18 protein-coding genes are annotated in these 17719 nt (G+C 49.4%); 4 read left to right on the plus strand and 14 right to left on the minus strand.

Features of this window, described 5'->3' with window-relative positions:
- Together IKQ95_02150 and IKQ95_02155 are read left to right on the plus strand one after the other, a co-directional pair.
- Positions 1 to 687, plus strand: coding sequence for an amino acid ABC transporter permease (locus tag IKQ95_02150; GenBank protein MBR4195498.1), 687 nt, complete (start codon positions 1 to 3; stop codon positions 685 to 687).
- Positions 688 to 707: 20 nt separating this feature from the next.
- Positions 708 to 1475: an amino acid ABC transporter ATP-binding protein gene (locus IKQ95_02155; GenBank protein MBR4195499.1), complete on the plus strand. Its 768-nt coding sequence runs from the start codon at positions 708 to 710 to the stop codon at positions 1473 to 1475.
- 91 nt (positions 1476 to 1566) lie between these two features.
- Here the strand turns inward: IKQ95_02155 and IKQ95_02160 are convergent, their stop codons facing one another.
- The 14 genes from IKQ95_02160 to IKQ95_02225 form a co-directional block, all read right to left on the minus strand.
- Positions 1567 to 1776, minus strand: coding sequence for a hypothetical protein (locus IKQ95_02160; GenBank protein MBR4195500.1), 210 nt, complete (start codon positions 1774 to 1776; stop codon positions 1567 to 1569).
- A 5-nt stretch (positions 1777 to 1781) separates the two neighbouring features.
- Positions 1782 to 2807 (minus strand): acyltransferase, encoded by a 1026-nt coding sequence (locus IKQ95_02165; protein ID MBR4195501.1) that lies wholly within the window; start codon positions 2805 to 2807, stop codon positions 1782 to 1784.
- Positions 2808 to 2844: 37 nt separating this feature from the next.
- The gene (locus IKQ95_02170) at positions 2845 to 3549 is read right to left on the minus strand and encodes an ABC transporter ATP-binding protein (GenBank protein MBR4195502.1); all 705 of its coding nucleotides are present in this window, start codon (positions 3547 to 3549) and stop codon (positions 2845 to 2847) included.
- Positions 3542 to 4252, minus strand: coding sequence for a hypothetical protein (locus tag IKQ95_02175; protein ID MBR4195503.1), 711 nt, complete (start codon positions 4250 to 4252; stop codon positions 3542 to 3544). The genes IKQ95_02170 and IKQ95_02175 overlap by 8 nt, the downstream gene beginning before the upstream one ends.
- Entirely contained in the window at positions 4249 to 4848 is a 600-nt protein-coding gene (gene cbiM / locus IKQ95_02180; protein ID MBR4195504.1) for a cobalt transporter CbiM, read from the minus strand. The genes IKQ95_02175 and cbiM overlap by 4 nt, the downstream gene beginning before the upstream one ends.
- A complete protein-coding gene (locus IKQ95_02185) occupies positions 4835 to 5311 on the minus strand; it encodes a hypothetical protein (protein ID MBR4195505.1) in 477 nt (158 codons plus the stop codon). The genes cbiM and IKQ95_02185 overlap by 14 nt, the downstream gene beginning before the upstream one ends.
- On the minus strand, positions 5308 to 6090 hold the full coding sequence (locus tag IKQ95_02190; GenBank protein ID MBR4195506.1) for a DUF4198 domain-containing protein: 783 nt from the start codon (positions 6088 to 6090) through the stop codon (positions 5308 to 5310). The genes IKQ95_02185 and IKQ95_02190 overlap by 4 nt, the downstream gene beginning before the upstream one ends.
- 86 nt (positions 6091 to 6176) lie before the next feature.
- Positions 6177 to 7289 (minus strand): lipid-A-disaccharide synthase, encoded by a 1113-nt coding sequence (locus IKQ95_02195; protein ID MBR4195507.1) that lies wholly within the window; start codon positions 7287 to 7289, stop codon positions 6177 to 6179.
- Positions 7286 to 8926: a dicarboxylate/amino acid:cation symporter gene (locus IKQ95_02200; protein MBR4195508.1), complete on the minus strand. Its 1641-nt coding sequence runs from the start codon at positions 8924 to 8926 to the stop codon at positions 7286 to 7288. The genes IKQ95_02195 and IKQ95_02200 overlap by 4 nt, the downstream gene beginning before the upstream one ends.
- A gap of 26 nt (positions 8927 to 8952) precedes the next feature.
- Positions 8953 to 10596, minus strand: coding sequence for a dicarboxylate/amino acid:cation symporter (locus IKQ95_02205; GenBank protein ID MBR4195509.1), 1644 nt, complete (start codon positions 10594 to 10596; stop codon positions 8953 to 8955).
- Positions 10580 to 11389, minus strand: coding sequence for a UDP-2,3-diacylglucosamine diphosphatase LpxI (lpxI, locus tag IKQ95_02210; GenBank protein ID MBR4195510.1), 810 nt, complete (start codon positions 11387 to 11389; stop codon positions 10580 to 10582). Before lpxI ends, IKQ95_02205 begins: the two co-directional genes overlap by 17 nt.
- Positions 11386 to 12489, minus strand: a complete 1104-nt coding sequence (locus IKQ95_02215; GenBank protein ID MBR4195511.1) for an LptF/LptG family permease — start codon at positions 12487 to 12489, stop codon at positions 11386 to 11388. Before IKQ95_02215 ends, lpxI begins: the two co-directional genes overlap by 4 nt.
- The gene (locus IKQ95_02220; protein ID MBR4195512.1) at positions 12486 to 13634 is read right to left on the minus strand and encodes a hypothetical protein; all 1149 of its coding nucleotides are present in this window, start codon (positions 13632 to 13634) and stop codon (positions 12486 to 12488) included. Before IKQ95_02220 ends, IKQ95_02215 begins: the two co-directional genes overlap by 4 nt.
- Positions 13634 to 15226: a DUF4139 domain-containing protein gene (locus tag IKQ95_02225; protein ID MBR4195513.1), complete on the minus strand. Its 1593-nt coding sequence runs from the start codon at positions 15224 to 15226 to the stop codon at positions 13634 to 13636. The genes IKQ95_02220 and IKQ95_02225 overlap by 1 nt, the downstream gene beginning before the upstream one ends.
- A 322-nt stretch (positions 15227 to 15548) precedes the next feature.
- Between IKQ95_02225 and fliE the strand changes: the two genes are divergently transcribed.
- Together fliE and fliF are read left to right on the plus strand one after the other, a co-directional pair.
- Positions 15549 to 15884 (plus strand): flagellar hook-basal body complex protein FliE, encoded by a 336-nt coding sequence (fliE, locus tag IKQ95_02230; protein MBR4195514.1) that lies wholly within the window; start codon positions 15549 to 15551, stop codon positions 15882 to 15884.
- A 6-nt stretch (positions 15885 to 15890) separates the two neighbouring features.
- On the plus strand, positions 15891 to 17468 hold the full coding sequence (gene fliF / locus IKQ95_02235; GenBank protein MBR4195515.1) for a flagellar M-ring protein FliF: 1578 nt from the start codon (positions 15891 to 15893) through the stop codon (positions 17466 to 17468).
- Positions 17469 to 17719 lie beyond the last annotated feature (251 nt).

Raw genomic sequence — 17719 nt, forward strand, 5'->3', positions numbered from 1 at the left:
ATGCAGACATTCATCGAACAGCTCCCGGTTGTAATCGGCGCGCTTAACGTGGGATTCTTGCAGACGTTAAAACTTTTTGCCGTTACACTTCTGGGAGCTTTCCCCCTCGGATTAATTATCGCTTTCGGAACACTCTCGAAAATCCGCGCAATCAGTCTCATCACTCAGTTCATAATATGGATAATCCGCGGCACTCCCCTAATGATTCAATTGCTGATCGTCTACTATTTTCCCGGACTCGTTCTTCACAGTCCCATATGGGGCGGAGGCGAGCAGGGAAGATTCACTGCGGCGGCTATTGCGTTCGTCATCAACTATGCGTGCTACTTCTCGGAAATTTATCGCGGAGGGATTCAGAGCGTCCCAATCGGGCAGACTGAAGCGGGACTCGTTCTCGGAATGACACGGAGGCAAATATTTTTTCACGTAACGTTATTGCAGATGATAAAGCGAATTGTTCCGCCGATCTCCAACGAAATTATTACCCTCGTAAAAGATACCGCACTCGCAAGAATTATCGCGCTGCAGGAAATCATCTGGGCAGGGCAGGCGTTCATGAAAGGCTCTCACGGCATATCGGGCGCAATTTGGCCGCTCTTCTTCACGGCATTCTACTATCTTGTGTTCAACGGAATCGTTACGGTATTGCTGGCAAAATTTGAGCGCAAGTTAGATTATTTCCGTTAAGGGAGGGAAGGAATATGCCGATTCTTGAAGTGAGGAACATACGAAAGACTTTCGGAAAAATTGAGGTGCTGAAGGGAATCGATTTCACGCTCGAAAAAGGCGGCGCACTCTCCATCATTGGCTCTTCAGGCAGCGGGAAAACGACATTATTACGCTGTCTGAATTTTCTTGAACGCCCTGACGCGGGAGTCATCACCGTAAACGGAGAAACTTTGCTTGACTGTTCACAGCCTTCAACGATGAGCGAGAGTCAGATTCGCAGGAAGCGTCTGCATTTCGGACTCGTGTTTCAGTCGTTCAACCTTTTTCCGCAGTATACAGCACTCGAAAATGTCATGCTTTCACCGATTCTTTTGGCGAAAGAAAATCATGTGAAAAATTTTGACCGTGCCGCGCTAAAGTCTGAGGCTGAAGAACTTTTCACAAACATCGGACTCGCTGACAGAATGCAGAATTACCCGCACCAGTTATCCGGCGGACAGCAGCAGAGAGTCGCAATCGCCCGCGCATTAATCATGCACCCGGATATTTTGTGCTTTGACGAGCCTACGAGCGCATTAGATCCCGAATTAACCGGGGAAGTCCTGAAGGTCATTCGCGGACTCTCGGAGAAAAATACGACAATGATAATCGTTACTCATGAGATGGAATTTGCACGGGACGTTGCGAGTCATGTCATCTTCATGGACAGTGGGGTAATCTGCGAGCAGGGCGACCCGCAAGAAGTCTTCAATCACCCGAAAGAGGAACGAACGAAACAATTTCTTTCACGCTACAGCCACAATTAACAGCAAAAATTTTGAGGACTGTGAGAAATCTTCAGCCCTCATTTTTTCACGAGGCTTTGAAGTTATATGTTCCAGCCTTCCCTCCCACACATCAAAACCCGATGGGACATAGTGCCCTGCCTGTTACCGTCATTGTTGTGCCGACAGTGCAGCCCGCGCTCGCGTGTACGTCAGGCATTATGCGAATCTTTGAGCCTTCTGTGAACGGGTAATCGCACATCCGTTGAATCTGAGTCCGCGCTTCGTCTTCTATGATTTCCGCGTAACATACAGCAGTCGCGAAACGCCCGACAAATTCCATCGTTATCACTCCGATTTTTTTCGGGAAATTTTATCACGCACCTTCACGATCACGAATGACAGCGTAAGGGATAATACAACTACAACAAGCGGCCTCGTCCATAATGCAAAAGGATTGTAATAAACGCCTGCAAGTTTCAGAACGGAAGAATATATCCTGTCGACAAGTATATGAAACAGGTAGACGTAAAGCGAATATTCCGCGCCGATTTTCACGATTGACTGAGGGAATTTGACGGCCTGCGAGTCTTCCCTCACCGCGAGAATGAATAGCGACATCGGAAAAATGTTGAAGCCTATGCTTGACACAAACAGCATACGCCCTGTAAGCGACAGAAGCCCGATGAGATACCCGGCAAAAGCTGAGGCAAATAATATCTTCCGGCTGATTCTTGAGACTGCCTGCAAATTCTCCGCGATGTAATGACCCGTCAGAATCCAGCTCATTCCCGACATGAAGACATTTCCGCGCAAGTGCCATTTCAGCGGGACAACTGCAAATATTACCCCGGACACTATGAACGCAAGAAGCGCGTAAATATATCCTGCTTTCCAGAGATTGAAACGTTTAATTGCCAGCAGAATAATATACCCCTCAATCAGCGAGCAGAGAAACCACAAATGACCCGCCCCCGCAAAACTAAAGTCCGACAGAATAACAAGCCTCACTGCCGAACGTGTTATGCTCCAAGCCGTGAACGCACCGGATAATTCATCATGCCTTATCATATGCTGAAGCCTGTAGAAAATATATATCAGTGTCGTGAAAAGCGTTATGCGGAATATTTTTCTGAGACGGCGGATGATTGTGCTGTCGTCTGACTGATAAGCATAGAAGCCGGAAATCATAAAGAAAAGTGGAACGGCGAAACCTGACGAGCGGCTGACGAATCTTCCGAAAAAGCCGGGAAAGTGTATGTGAATGAATACTACCCCGATACAGCCTATACCTTTCAGGAAATCAAGCGCATAGTTATGGCAACGGGCAACGGGCAACGGGCAACGGGCAACTTTAGCATTGTGATCCGCCAATGTCAACAGCTCCTTTCGTGATTTTTTGAGGATTATATCATGAATATCTCAATGGCAGCTCAAGATTATTTTCCTCAAGAATATTTTTGTCCGTGAAAAGCTCAGGCAGGACTCCTTCAGCAGAGATTATCCCCTCATGAAGTATCACGGCGCGTTCACATACATCAAGTGCCATGTCAAGATCATGTGTCGCAAGAATGACAGTCTTCCCGGTCTCACGCAGAAAATTTATGACCCGCCGTCTTGCTTTCGGGTCAAGCCCCGCTGTAGGCTCGTCAAGCGCAAGGATTTCAGGATTTGAGGCCAGCACTCCCGCGAAAGTTACGAGTCTTTTCTCACCGCCTGAAAGTTTATGAGGCTGACGCATAGCAAGGTGTGAGATTCCCAAGTAGGCGAGAATTTCCCCGGCTTTCTCGTGCGCTGAGTGTGCGCTCATTCCTGACGCTGTGAGGCTGAACGCGACATCCTCAATCACCGATGGCATCAATATTTCGTCATCGGCATTCTGAAACGTAAGTCCCACATTTTTGCGAAGAACGTCAGAGCCTTCACGTCCCCCGAATGTTATCCGCCCTGACTGTATTTCGACAGCCCCGGCAATGTGTAGCAGCAGCGTTGATTTCCCGGAGCCGTTAGCACCCGCAAGAGCAATTTTCTCACCGTCATTCACACGCAGATTTATTCCCCTCAATGCCTCATGGCCGCCCGGGTACGTGTAGCGCAGATTCGCAACCTCAAGCATAATTCATCACCGCAATAATTATCCCGTAGACCGCAAAGCCCGTAACGTAAATCACATCGCTGAAATTGATTCCGAGAGTCTCTGTCTGCATGAACCCGCCGAATCCCCCCCGGCACTTAACTGCCTTCATCATGTTGTCGGAACGCTCCAAGCTCTGAAGCAGCACATTACCCAGCATGAACGCAAAAATTTTCAGCCTCATCACCCCGCGCATGTTCGATGCTCTCAGCCTCACGGAAATTATTGCCGACTCGTAACGCTCCCGCAGAATATTTATCCCCCTCAGAGTCAGAATTATCATCACGCGCAGTTTCTCCGGGATTCTCATGAAGCATAGTGCCTCATATATTCCCATTGTCCCAAGAGGATATAACATCGCGGAGAAAGCAATATATATCATGTTGACCCTGAGAGCGATTATCATTCCCATTCTGAGACCGCCATAAAAATCCGGCCATGTCAGAGCAAGAGTCAGAATCATTGCGGCGTTGGCGATGTTGATTTTTGCGAGGGCTGAAAGTTTCACGCGGCGGATAGATATTGCGGGCAGTATTGACGCTGTGAGGAGGGAATATATATTACTGCTGGCGGTTACGGCGAGGGCGTATATTATTGACGACACGAGAATCACGGCGGGATTTCGTTTTGTTGACGCTGAAAGATTTTCGCGGGGAATTTCGAGGGCGTAAATATCGCGTGTCATGACAAAAATTCGGGGGCTGACCTCTTCAGCCATATCACAAGGAACGATGTTACAGCCCCTTCAATCAGCGCGACAGGAATATTAGCCATCAGCAATAATTTCACCGCCCCGGAAAAATCCGAGTCCGTAATCATCAGGAACATTCCCGCAATCACAGCCGCAATAACTACAGCAAGTACCCCGGCCATGAACGACAGCGCAATAACCTTCACACGCCCGGAGCTTTCACGGACTGCCTTCCCGAAAATGATATATGTTACGAGGGACGCGGCACCCATCACGAACGTATTAGCACCGAGAACGAGAATCCCCCCGAACCCGAACAATAACGCCTGAAGCAGTAACGCGACAATCACCGCAGGAAATACAGCATGGCCGAGAATGAGTCCCATTGGCGCGAGGAGTGTCAGGTGAGTCGATGACGGGCCTATTCGGACGTTCACGAGGGACGCAAGAAAGAACGCTGACGATATTAACGCGGTCTGAATGATTTTGTCGGGGTCAGTTTTCTTGAGGCCGAACGAGACTCCCGCAATTGTCCCCGCCCAGCCGAGAGCCAAAACTCCGCCCGATAATATTCCCTCACTGATGTGCATTTTTCCTCCTGCTGATTATCATTGCAATGTTGAAGATGAGACTGACTCCCAGCAATGACCGTATGAATATCTCCGTGCTGTTTATGATTGCTGACGGCTGATTTTCTGCTGACGGTTCGTCATGGCCTGCGAGATTTTCGGGGGATATGTCAATTTCGGCGGTGCATTGGTGGCCTTCCTCATCGCGGACGATTACGCGCCATTTTCCCGGCGAGTCAGGGACAAAGGCAAACCGCCCCTTCTCATCTGTTCTGCCGGACTGGTACGCAAATTTCTCATCACTCGGAGAATACACGCGGGCTTCACGGTAGCTCATTGCTTCCCCCGTCGAGTAAATGAACTCTAAAGCAACGGCTTCAATCTGCGAATAACGCCAGCCAGTCCCATGCGCGGAAATTTCACCCGTAAGCAAAAGAATCAGGCCGGGAATAATCCCAAGCCTGACGAAAAATTTTCCCCTCATTTCACTTCAAACAGCAGGAACGCACGCAAATTGAGATTGTCATAATCTCCCGCTACACCCGGGAGTCCTGTCTGCGATGCCCTGACTCCCCACCAGCCCGGAGCGGTGATTTTCACGTGCGCTTCTCCGTTCTCCGCCTCCGTGTAATATGCGTATGTGTTCTCGTACTCCGGCGCGAATCCGTCATATGTCGCCCATATCGGCCCGGTGTAAGGCTGTCCGTTCAGCAGGATTTTCACCGTCATGAAGTCCCCCGGCTTTACGTCAGCGGGATTCGTTGCGGGGATAATTTCGAGCGGATGACCCAGAACGGACGCAAAATTTTTGTCATCATGCGACGTGTTGAAGATTGCTTTTGCGTACTTATCGTATTTGTTCGCGGATATTACTTTGAGTCCCTGAGCCTCCAAATCTTTCCGCGCTCCTGATTTCCCGCCCTCGTTCGTTACGCACCATGACTCGCCGTCTTTTGTCGCGACAAGAATCACGGACTGCGATAAATTTTTGGGTGTTACGGTGAAATCTATGCACAAATTTTTCTCGTTGGCTTTGAGTTCGGACGGCACGAATTTTCCGCCCTCAATGATTCCTGCCTTCACACGTTCGAGGATTTCGACTTCCTCCGGGACTATGAACTTGTGCGCGGATTGAACGGTTGCAGGGAACGGCTCGCCTTCCTTCATGACCGTGTTGTGAGCTTTGATTGTCAGCTCGTGTGAAAATGCCGGAACTGCCGTAAGAACGACAGCAAGCGCAAGAATAAATAAACGTTTAGGCATAAATAAAAACCTCCGACCTGTGAATTTTTTGGAACGGAGGAATAATAACACGAACGCCGAAAAAAATGTTACTCGTTAATTACGCATTAACCTAAAACTGATTCCGCCCAAAATTTTGCGGCATTCGAGTCTCCCATTGATGACCGGGCTTTTTGGAGAGCCGAGTCAGTCTCACGCCGTATATTTTCGTCATCAAGATAAATTTCAAGCTCGTGCGTAATTTTTTCGGGTGTAGCGTCATCACAAAGCAATTCCGGGTAAATCATCCTGTCTGTGAGCATGTTGGGTATTGATATTCTGTCGACATGAACAAGCCGCTTCAGTATGGCATAATTTATCCGCCTCATGTTGTAGATGACTGTCATAAATCGCCCTAACATCATAGCTTCAACCGACACAGTACCCGACACGCCCGCGACAGCCTCAGCACCCATCATCAATTCGCGCCCGCTCCCGTCCCAGCAGTCGAACCCCGAACCGCTGACTCTAGTCCTGACCTCATCAGCGAGTCCGGCGTTCAGCCCCTCAGCAACAGAGAACACCGGCAAATATCCGTGAGACCGCAGAATTTCCGCCGCGCCTATGAGTATATCGAGGTGATAGCGTATATCATAGTGCCTGCTTCCCGGCATGAGGGCAATAATATTCTCATGGCCGAATCTTTTGCGGAATGAGTCTGAGACTATTACGCCCTTCATTTCGCGGACTAGGGGATGAGACTGCCACAAGGATTTTACGCCGTGAGACAGCAAATATTCATGCTCAAACGAGAACAGCGGAAGGCACAAATCAAAATCCCGTTTCAGATTCTTGACCCTCCCGGAACGCCACGCCCACACAGTCGGGGGGCTAAGGGAGATTATTTTCCCGCCGTAGCCCGATTTCCTGAGAGATTTTGCCAGCATCAAATGAAAGTCAGGGCTGTCGACAAGAACGACCGACTCAGGATTCACCCTCATGATTTCGCGGGCAATGTCTCTCTTCAGCCGTAATATTCGCGGAATCGCCGGGACAATCTCAAGCAGTCCCATCAATTTCAGCTCGTCATAACTCCATCGGGCGACTCCTCCGGCTTTCACTCCTTCAGGGCCTAACATGCCGTAAATTTCTGCTGACGGGCAAATCTTCAGTGCCTCCCGAATGAATCCCCCGGCGTAAATATCCCCGCTCACTTCCCCGCATGACACAAATATTTTCATGAATTGTATTTTTCCCTGTCGATTAGATTCCCTCCGTCAGCCGCAATAATCGTACACGCAACATTGCCGATACATGTTGTGGGAGTGTTCATCAAATCTTCTATTGCCGCAAGACTGAGAACTATTCCCAGAAAATCGAGCGGGCATCCTGCCTGTGTGAGTAATGCCGACATTGCTATTACACACGCGCCGGGGAGTCCGGGTGTTGAGATTGTCAGAACGATTATTGAGAACACAAGAGAAATCATTGTTGACGCGGACAAATTCACACCGTACATATTCGCAGCCGAAAGCGTAAAGACTGAGAATGTTATGGGGAAAGCAGCTTTGCATATTGACGTGCAGAGGGGAATAGAGAGAGAGTAAATTTTCGGGGATATTCCCATGTCCTCGCAGCACTTCATGCCGTCAGGGATCGCCGCTATGCTTGAGCATGTGCTGAAGGCCGTTATTGTCAGCGGCAGGGATTTTCTCAGCATAACGAAAGGGCTTAATCCTGTGCGAATTTTCACAGCCGCGCAGAAAAATATGTTAAGCAGGAAATACCCGGCAATGAGAGTCAGAATTATTCCCAGCACTGACAGCAGAGTGTCAAGCCCCGTTATGATTATCATCGAGGCAACCGAGCAGAATATAGCCAGCGGAACTATGAACATGAATATTCTTGTCGCCCTCATGAAAACAGCCGTAAGCTCCCTGAAAACATCACGCAGAATTTTCGCGCCCGCCATGCCGACAGAGACTCCCAGAATCACCGCGATAACAATAATTTGCAGCATGTCGCCTTCAAGCAATGGCCGTATGAGATTCGCCGGGACTAAGTTCATCAGCATTCCCGTTAATGACATTGTACTTCCCTGCACAGTCTCAACAGAAGGCGCAATCATTTTGACTCCCGCGCCCGGCCTGAATACGTGCATAAGTCCGAAAGCTATTGCGGTGCTTGCGAGCTGAAACAGAAGAATATACTTCAATAGCCTTCCGCCCGACTTCTGAAGCCCTGATGCGCTGCCCATTCCCGAAAGGCATGTGATAATAGAGAACAGCACTACAGGTACGGCGCACATCTTCAGCCCGTTCATGAATACAGTCCGAACCGGGACAAATATATTATCGTTGACGGCCATATATACGCTCTCCGGGAAAAATGACTTGAGTACGAATCCTGATATTACAGCGAGGAATAATACCGTCAGTACCTTGTACAGCCCGGAATAATTCGACAGTACAGCCTTTATCCGCACCGAGTTGAAACGGCGGTAATGCTTGTACCTCAAGAAACGGCTGAACGAACGCAGAAGAAGGCTCTGAATTGCGGCCTGCGTCTCTTGAAGCTCATCATCATCGGAGTGATATGGGACTTCTGCATTACCGTAAAAATCAAACTCATCACCGGGGACTCTCAGGTCAATAATCACATCGCCGAATGATTTTCTCACGTCAACCAAGAAATATGACAGCCGTGAAAAGTCAGCGCGTTTCAGAAGAGACGATAACGACTCCTCGCACATCAATTCCGCACGGTTAATGTCTTTCTCTTTGAGCTTCATTTCACCGAGCTGTTCACGAATGAAGCCGAGCGCGCCCGTTAAGGCTTCCCTGCTGTCAGAGTCATTCACCGTAAATTTTTCTTGCATATTAGAGCCTCTTTCTGTGAAAATTTTTATGGACGGTTGAATTTCTCGCGGTCAAGAATATTGTCATCAGCCGCCGCAAGAACTGTGCAGGCTAAATTTCCGAATGATATTGACATCGTTGCAGTAAAGTCCGTAAGCATCTCAATACTCACAGCCAATCCGATAAACTCAAGAGGGCATCCGGCCTGCGTCAGAAGAACAGACAGAGATATTATCCCTGAGCCGGGCATCGCAGGAGTCGTGATTGACAAAAGGAGAATTGTTACAGAAAGCGAGACGATTAACGACGGAGCAATATTAACGCCGTAAAGATTTGCCGCCGAAAGAACCATCACCCAATAATAAACCGGTGTTGCTGCTTTGCCTAATGACAATCCTAAAGGGACTGAGAAAGAATACAGCGATGACGGTATTCCCATATCAGCAGAACATTTCAGCGCGTCAGGAATTGCCGCTATGCTTGAGCATGTGCTGAATGACGTTGCGAGCAAGGGAACGGATTTTCGTATCATCGTGAAGGGATTCAGTTTTGCGGAGAATTTCACGGCCAAACAGAAAATCACAAAGATTATGACATGGCCGCCGATCAGCGTGAAGATTACGCCCGCCGCCGAAAAGAGAGTCCCCGCTCCTGTCGTGATTATCATCGAGGCAACAGAACAGAACACTACAATGTACGTAAGGTACAGGAAAAATTCTGTTATCTTCATGAATATCATGTTAATCTCATCAGAAAATTTCCGTATCATTTTCGCGCCCGTGAGTGATATTGCCAGTCCCACAAAAAACGCAATCGCCATTATCTGAAGCATGTCCCCTTCAAGAAACGGCCTGATGATATTTCCCGCGATAATGTGAACAAGATTCCCGGCTAATGAAAGCGGCTGAGTCTGCACAGTCTCAGATGATACTGCCGTCATGTTCGCGCCCGCGCCCGGCCTGAATATATACATTATGCACAAACCGACAGCGAGTCCAAGAATGTTGGCTATGATGAAATACTTGATGATTTTCCCGCCTGCCTGTTTGATTCCCGAAAGCCCGCCCATGTCCGCAATACATGACACGACAGAGCAGAACACTATCGGAATTACGCACATCTTCAGGCCGTTCAGGAACACCGAGCGGATCGGCGCGAAAATATTATCGTTGAGGAACATAGATACGGTCTCAGGAGCAAAATTTCTCAGAAGCAATCCCGAAATGACAGCAAGAAATAACGCCGTCAGTGTCTTGAAAAGCCCCGAATAATTAGAGAGTACTGCATTGATCCGTACAGTGTTGATTTTTCCCGAATGCCTGTACCTTATGTACTGCATGAACGAATGAAGCACAAGACGCTGAATTGACTCGTAAGACTCTTGAAGGGCATCATTATCCTTCAGCGGTGAAAGTTCAGCCGTCCCGGAAAATTCAAACTCCCGGCCGGGGACTTTCAGGTCAATTATCACATCGCCGAAAATGTTTCTGACATTAACGCTGAAATATTGCAGCTCGGAAAAATCTGCGTGATTCATCAAGCTCACTAATGACTCCTCGCACATTAATTCCGCACGTATTGCATCTTTCGTTTTCAGCTTCATTGCTTCAAGCTGTTCATGTATATATTTGAGTGCCTGAGACAACGCCGAGTCGGTGTCATGATTCTTAACGTCAAATTTTTTCTGCATAATCAATCCCCCATACAGCAATGTTATATTTCTCAGCGAGCGCAAAAAATTTATCCGGCTCAAGTATTAATGTCTTCCCCGCTTCTACGGCAAGGCATGTAAGCCCGGCCATGTGCATATTCTCAAGCGTCATAGTTCCGACTGTCGGCAAATCATAGCGCATATCCTGCCCCGGCTTCATCATCTTCACGATTACCCCGCGCCCGGCAATTTCTCCCGCCCTCTGAATCATTCTGTCGGTGCCTTCCATAGCCTCAACCGCCACTACAGAGCCGTCAGAGACGCATACACCCTGCCCGAATGAACACGGCAGAATCACCCGCAATATTTCACGGGCATAATTGATGTCGTCAAATTCTTTTGCTGACGGTGAACGGGACGACAGTTTTCCGTGCGGAGCGATAAACTCAGGGAGTATTTGCCAGTAGGGGATTACTGCGACTCCGGCTTCCTCGCAAGTTTTCACGATTGAGCCTAAAAGCGAATGATCGTCATGAAGGGCATTGCGGAGAACTTTGCGGCTTAGGGGGTCAAATATCAGCGGGAGGCAGTATATTAACTTCTTGGGAATTATTCCGGCCATGATTAATTTGTCCGCCCCGTAGGATTTTATCTCGCGGATTCCCCGGCCTAGACTGGGAGTTTTCATGATGATGATTTTCCCGGCGTAGGGAGAAAGCTCCCGGACACTTCCGCCGAGCGACAATATAAGCCCCGGCTCCTGAATGCCTGAAAGTTTGCGGGCAATCTCAATCGGCAAAACTCCTCCCCCTGCAAGAAGCGCGATGCTCAAATCGTGTCCACCTTCCGCGCAAAGTACAGAGCCGCCGCCAGAAACAGCAGATTAGGCCCCCATCCCGCAATGAATGGAGGAATCGCGCCCGCCTCGCCGAATGCCCTGCACATAGACATCACGACATAATACGCGAACACAATCACGACAGAAATCCCGAACCCAACGCCCCCGCCGGAACGCCCCCGCTTTAACGCCCCGAATGACGCGCCTAATACGGCCATGATTACGCACGCCCACGGGATAGCCGTCTTCAGGTGGAACATCACCCACAGCTGCGACATCTGCGACTCTAATGCCTCCCCCTGCCTTATGTAGCTCCATAATTCGTGCGCACTCATGTCTACCGGCCTGCGTGTGCTGCTCTGCAATTGCTCCGGGGACAGCCTCAGCGCAAGCCTCTGACGCTCAAACCGCAGAAGAAGGCGCACCTCGCCGTCAATGTCAATGTCGTACATCCTGCCGTCCTCAACCCACCACTGTGAATGCTGCCACAGACCCCGCCGGGCGTTTAGTGTGTGGGAGAGCCTCCCGGAAGCGTCAAACTCATGCATCATTATCCCGCTGAGGACTCCTTTCTCCGGGTCAAGCTCATCAATATACAGCACACGCTTCAATTTCCCGCCTTCCTCATCACGCAGGAACACTTTTTCCTGAACTACGGCCGCCTGATGTTTCATTATCTCAACCTTCATCAGCTTGTCCGCCGCAACCGCCCCGAAAGGCACGACAGTTTCATTCAGCCCGAACCCTATCAGCGAAATCAGTATTGACGCAAAGAACACAGGCCGCAATATTCGTGTGAACGGAATCCCAAGCGACTTCAGCGCAATAATCTCGCTTCCTCCGTTTAGCGTTGACATTCCCAAGAGGGTCGACAGAAGAGACGACATCGGAATAGTCATCACTACAACTTCCGGCAGACGGTAAAAGAACAGGCGCGTTACAACTCCGAGCGAGACTCCCTGCTCAATGATGAGTTTTGCCGCCTGAAACAATAAATCTCCCGCTACAAATATCAGGACAAATATCAATATCCCGAACATGAAAGGCCCTGTGCAGGCTCCCAGTATTAATTTGTTCAGTAAACTTCTTCTCATTGTGATAATGCGTTGGCAGAATATTTCCGCGTCATTTGCTGTGTTAATTTGTCTACAAGATCCTGCGCTGACGGAAGGTTAGTCCCGCCCTCGTATGTCTCTGAGACACTGAGCACCGTAACATGAAGGAACTCCTCAAACGTAGGGCATAAAGCATTTGTGATTGACGACAGCCGCTCTATTATCCCGTCAACCATCTGATACGGGCATTCCGACAGCACCGCGATAATCTGAAATTCCCCGGCCTGTATCACCGTGTCAGACTGCCGGATGTCCTTCATGACCCTCGCGCAGTAAGCCCGGAAAGGATTAACATACTTGTCCATGTTGTCATCGGGCAATAACTGCGGGAACACAAGACGAATCATAAACGCGCTCAAAGGATGGTTATATCTCCCGGAGCGGTAAAGCTCATCGGAGATTCTCGCCATTCCGTATGAGTATGTATGCAGCTGCGTATCAGGGTCAATAAATTCGACAGGCCCGGAAGATTCGTTATTGCTGTCAGAATTTCCCGCCGGAAGAGTCTTAGGTCTCAGGATAAAGCAGAAGCGTTTTCCGTCATCTATGCTCTTGCGCTCAATGTCCCAAATTTTTCCGTTGATTTCGGCTGTTGTTGACACGGGGCTGAACCACTCCGATATATTTTTCCCGACTGAGGCCATCCGCGAAATGTCAAGAACGTCAAGCATGTCTTCCGTGAGATTCAGAATCGCTCCTGTGTTATCTGTAACCGCGAAATTTATCGGGATTCTCTTCACGTCATTTTCGACTTCAACCGGGATAATTTTGTTGCGCTCGTTCTCTTCCTGATTGTACGCCACGACAAGAGCCGCCGCCCCGCATACCGCGATAATCACGCCAAGCCACTGGAACATCCTCGCCCCGTAAGTTATCGCCATAGGGCATAGCAGAGTCCCCTGCGCCAGTGCCTGAAGGGATATTAGCCCGACATTGAAGCCGTGAATGATGAACAGCCCGTAAAGTATGCTCATGATGACAAACAGAAGCCACACTAGCCCCCATATAGCTAGGTCAACTTCTCCGACAATGCTCCCGGCTCCCATTGCACGAGCTACCATTATGGTAAGTATTGCGACAACGGGAGGGATTGTTATCCATTTGACAAAATTATTCTGTCCCATTACTTGTATTGCAGCTCCTCCCCTGAAGGATAACTCAATGTGTAGTCCACAATTATCGGCGCAGTTTCTCCGGCGGGAATATCAATCTCCCAAGTGAGGCGGTTTTCTTTGTCGCGTGATTTCTCTTTAGGCTCAATGCGTTTCACCTCAAGTTTGATTGTCTCGTCTGTCGGGACTGGGAGTCGGTCTCTGATTGTTACGGTCTGAGGATTCTTTGTGCCGTTTGTGATTTCTATCTTGTAGCCGCTTGTGAATACCCCGTTGAACCAGTGAACACCCGTTTTCCCTATGAGACGCTCTTTCTTTGCCGTAATCTGATCCGCATAGCCGAACGGGATTCGCCTCTGCCCTTTTCCGTATTCGTCAAGATAAATTTTCCCGGAGGAATAGCCGTCAACCCTCAAATCAGCCTCGCCCGGTATCAAATGCTCGTTGCCCTCGTCCATGCTGGCTATTATCCATGCGTTTTCGCGCTGTTCGGGAATTAGTATCAGCTCAACTTTTGCCGACAGTGTGAAATTCTCCCCGGTTGCGTCGAGTCCTTTCTCGGTTCCGTCTCCTGTGAGAGTCCCTTCAGCGGTGATTGTCCTGTCCGCGAGGGTCTCATTAACGGCGGGGGCTTTAGGGGCGGCTTCTTCTTCGGGCATTGCGTCTGCGGCCATGTACATATCTGCTTCAGGCTCTGCGGCATTTCTTGCGGATTTGAATTGCCTGTTGTTTCGCGAGAGCCTTATGCCTGACATTGACGCGATAACCTGCTCTTTCGGCTTTATTCCGACTTGCAGCGGGGAAATTTCCGGGAAGGAGATTCGCTCGTCAGGTGTCTTTGTGTGGAACGTAATTTTTCCCGTGAAGGTCAGCCCGGTTCTCTGGTACGCCGCTATATACATTCCCGCCGTGATTTTCCCTGTGAGCGTGTCAAGATCGAGAGTGTAGCCCGGCCGCCATGAAGCCGAATCCGTGAACGCCTCAAAGTATACTGTGCCTTTTGCCTGCCCTGTGATTTCCGTGAAACTCGTATCGCCCGCAGGCTTTCTGCTCTGTAGCTCCATGTTCAGCATACGTAATTTTTCCTGCTCCTGCGTGAGGTTGAGTCTTACGGCTGAAAGCTCGTTCTCTGTCTCAAGCCTGAGTTCCTGCGCTTGCTGAATGTAACGCAATAACGCTTCCGGCTGTGATTTTTCGGGGGCTGAATTTTTGAGGAGTGATAATGTCTGCTCAAGTGCCGCCCTGCGTGTGTTGAGTCCGTTGACAAGTGCTGACTGCTCATCGGCCTGACGCTTTAACGGCAGAAGCTCCGGGGGAATCCACTGCGGCCGGGAATATCCCGTGATGTGAATATCCCCGTGAACGTCTCCGGGGTTAAGCAGGCGTATTGAGTCCTTTCGGAATGCTCCGGGAATGAGTACCCTGAAATTTCCGGCGGTGTCTTCAGGCTCTGCGGTGAATGTGAATCTCGCGCCGGAGGGAAAGAAGTCGACAGCCGAAATTTTTGCGGTGAAATTTTCCGGAGCCTCAAGAGCTGAGGAAGTGCCGTGCGGAAAAATTAACAGCGATAAGATGAAGACCAGCGGAAAAATAAAAGCCTTCATGAGAATGAGTATATCCCCTTTCAATATGTGTGTATTGCCGTGAATTTCAATTATTATAATGTATAATACAGAATATTTTGCGCCGGGTGAACTTGACAGGCGTGAAGAATTTTTGCTGTCAAATATTCTGGCTGTGAAAATAAAAAGTATAATAGGTGTAAAATTAATTTGATGGGGCGAAAGATTTTAACAGCCGTATGTTGAGTCAGGAAGACGGCAGACGGCCTTACCTCGCAGAAATTATCACATAAAAATAAATATCATGAAGCATATCGACGGAGCGAGAAAAATAAATTATCTGACCGGGAGGCTTATATATTAAATGGAGCGTCTGCTAATAGATTTTTCACAGGTTTACGGGCAAAACGGAACACAAAGAGCCGCAAGAAGTGTATACAGCACCTACACAGATAACACAAGGCAGAAAGAAACTCCGTCAGTATCATTTGAAGATATGCTATCGGACTCAATCAAGAAAGTAAATTCCCTCCAGCTTGAAGCGGAGAAGAAAGTCCGAGATCTTGCCATAGGAGACGCTGAAGACATTTCAGAAGTTGTGCTTGCCTCCTCTAGGGCTGACACGGCACTGCGTCTTGTCATGGAGATACGCAACAAGTTTCTTGACGCATATCAGGCACTTTCACGGATTACAGGCTAATAGATTATGGACAGTTTAAGACGCTGGTTCGCCTCGTTCCTTACGTTTTGGGCTGGGCTTAAACTCTGGCAGAGAGCGTCAATAGTCCTTGCTGTATTCGTTGTGCTAGGCGGACTCGGCGCGCTGATCTTCATGACGGGCAGCACGACATATGAGCCGCTTTACGCCGGACTCGATGTATCAGACCAGGCCGCAATAGTCGACTACCTGAAGGAGAACAACATACCGTACAGGCTTGACCCGAAAGCCAGCGCGATACTCATGCCGGGGGGAGCAGTGTATGAGACACGCCTGACCCTCGCGCAGATGGGACTGCCCAAGGGAGGCACAACGGGCTTTGAGATTTTCGACGACTCATCAATGGGAATGAGCGAGTTCCAGCAGAGAATAGCATACACGCGGGCGATAGAAGGCGAATTAGCCCGGACGATTTCCCAGATGCAGCAGGTAGAGAACGCAAGAGTCAGCGTAGTAATCCCGGAACAAAGACTCTTCCTCGAACAGCAGAAGCCCTCTACCGCCTCGGTGTTATTGCGTCTGAGACCCGGCGCGACAATCGGCCCGACTCAGGTAAAGTCCATCATTCACCTTGTGGCGCATTCCGTTGACGGCTTAGAGCCTGACGCGGTTACAGTAGTCGACACAAACGGGCGGATTCTCTCGGACATGGTTTCGGACAGCATGATAATGTACAACCCTGACGGCACGAACTCCGTAACATCAGTACAGCGTGAATTAGAGCGTCAGCACGAGCGCGAATTAGAGAACAAAGTCCGGGTAATGCTTGAGCAGGTCTACGGGCCTGGAACGGCTGTTGTCCGCGTGAGAATAGATCTTGATTTTGACAAGCGCACAAATTCTTACGTTGAATATTCCCCGAATCCCGAAACAGGCACAGGAGTCCCCCGCAGTAATCAGCGGCAGGAAGAAAGCTATAACGGTCAGGGTAACCCCGTCAACGGCAACCCGGGAACAACGACAAACATCCCCGGCTACGCGATAAACTCATCGCAGGTACAGAGCGAATACAACAGGAGCGACTCCACGACAAACTACGAAATCACAACGCGAAAAGGAGATCAGGTAGTTACCCCCGGCGGTGTGCGGAGATTGTCGGCCTCAGTCCTCATTGATGACAAGTACAACGAAATCACCGAGGAAAGGCTAGAGGCATTGCAGGAAGTCATAGCGTCATCGATAGGTTTCAACCGGGACAGGGGGGACAGTCTAGTAGTCCGTGCTATGAGGTTCTCGACAGCGTTCGCCGACTCAATGGCCGAACAGCTCCGCCAAGACAGAATGTGGCGCATGATTTACGGGGCAATAGCGGCGGGAGTCGTTCTGCTGATAGTGCTGCTTGGTCTGTATGTCTGGCTGAGGGCAAAGAGGGCGCGTCTTGCGGTTGAGGAAATCGAAGCCGAGGGGAAGAAAGTCCCGACGATTCAAGAAATGCTCACGTCCCCGGACTTGCTTGCGTTCCAAGGTGAAATGGCGGTGCTTGAGGAACAGCTCAAAGCCTACGCTAAGAGTCATCCGGAAGAGATTGCGACTCTTGTCAATGAATGGCTGTCGATGGACAGTTAATGTAAATTTTATGCTCCCTGTTATGATTACGGGGAGTAATTTTTTTACCCCTTTTGCAGTAAAGGAGGCATAGCTAGATAGGCAAATAGTATAAAACCGTGAGAAAAAGTGTTCTGAAAACCACACTTGACAAAATTATAAAGGAGGGTTAATCTGCTGCGCAATGTCAGGTGCTGGACAGGCATTACCAATCCATAGAAATATGGCTACCTCCGGCTAGGGGGGAAGTTAAAGCCTCTGGACTGCTGAAC

This window comes from Synergistaceae bacterium, from assembly GCA_017540085.1.
Classification (GTDB): domain Bacteria; phylum Synergistota; class Synergistia; order Synergistales; family Aminobacteriaceae; genus JAFUXM01.

Coding starts and splice junctions, on each gene's coding strand:
- IKQ95_02175 (MBR4195503.1), bottom strand. CDS start 4,252: ATGACACGCGATATTTACGCCCTCGAAATTCCCCGCGAAAATCTTTCA.
- IKQ95_02185 (MBR4195505.1), bottom strand. CDS start 5,311: ATGAGGGGAAAATTTTTCGTCAGGCTTGGGATTATTCCCGGCCTGATT.
- IKQ95_02170 (MBR4195502.1), bottom strand. CDS start 3,549: ATGCTTGAGGTTGCGAATCTGCGCTACACGTACCCGGGCGGCCATGAG.
- IKQ95_02225 (MBR4195513.1), bottom strand. CDS start 15,226: ATGAAGGCTTTTATTTTTCCGCTGGTCTTCATCTTATCGCTGTTAATT.
- IKQ95_02215 (MBR4195511.1), bottom strand. CDS start 12,489: ATGAGAAGAAGTTTACTGAACAAATTAATACTGGGAGCCTGCACAGGG.
- IKQ95_02160 (MBR4195500.1), bottom strand. CDS start 1,776: ATGGAATTTGTCGGGCGTTTCGCGACTGCTGTATGTTACGCGGAAATC.
- IKQ95_02220 (MBR4195512.1), bottom strand. CDS start 13,634: ATGGGACAGAATAATTTTGTCAAATGGATAACAATCCCTCCCGTTGTC.
- IKQ95_02200 (MBR4195508.1), bottom strand. CDS start 8,926: ATGCAAGAAAAATTTACGGTGAATGACTCTGACAGCAGGGAAGCCTTA.
- IKQ95_02150 (MBR4195498.1), top strand. CDS start 1: ATGCAGACATTCATCGAACAGCTCCCGGTTGTAATCGGCGCGCTTAAC.
- IKQ95_02195 (MBR4195507.1), bottom strand. CDS start 7,289: ATGAAAATATTTGTGTCATGCGGGGAAGTGAGCGGGGATATTTACGCC.
- cbiM (MBR4195504.1), bottom strand. CDS start 4,848: ATGCACATCAGTGAGGGAATATTATCGGGCGGAGTTTTGGCTCTCGGC.
- IKQ95_02190 (MBR4195506.1), bottom strand. CDS start 6,090: ATGCCTAAACGTTTATTTATTCTTGCGCTTGCTGTCGTTCTTACGGCA.
- fliF (MBR4195515.1), top strand. CDS start 15,891: ATGGACAGTTTAAGACGCTGGTTCGCCTCGTTCCTTACGTTTTGGGCT.
- fliE (MBR4195514.1), top strand. CDS start 15,549: ATGGAGCGTCTGCTAATAGATTTTTCACAGGTTTACGGGCAAAACGGA.
- IKQ95_02205 (MBR4195509.1), bottom strand. CDS start 10,596: ATGCAGAAAAAATTTGACGTTAAGAATCATGACACCGACTCGGCGTTG.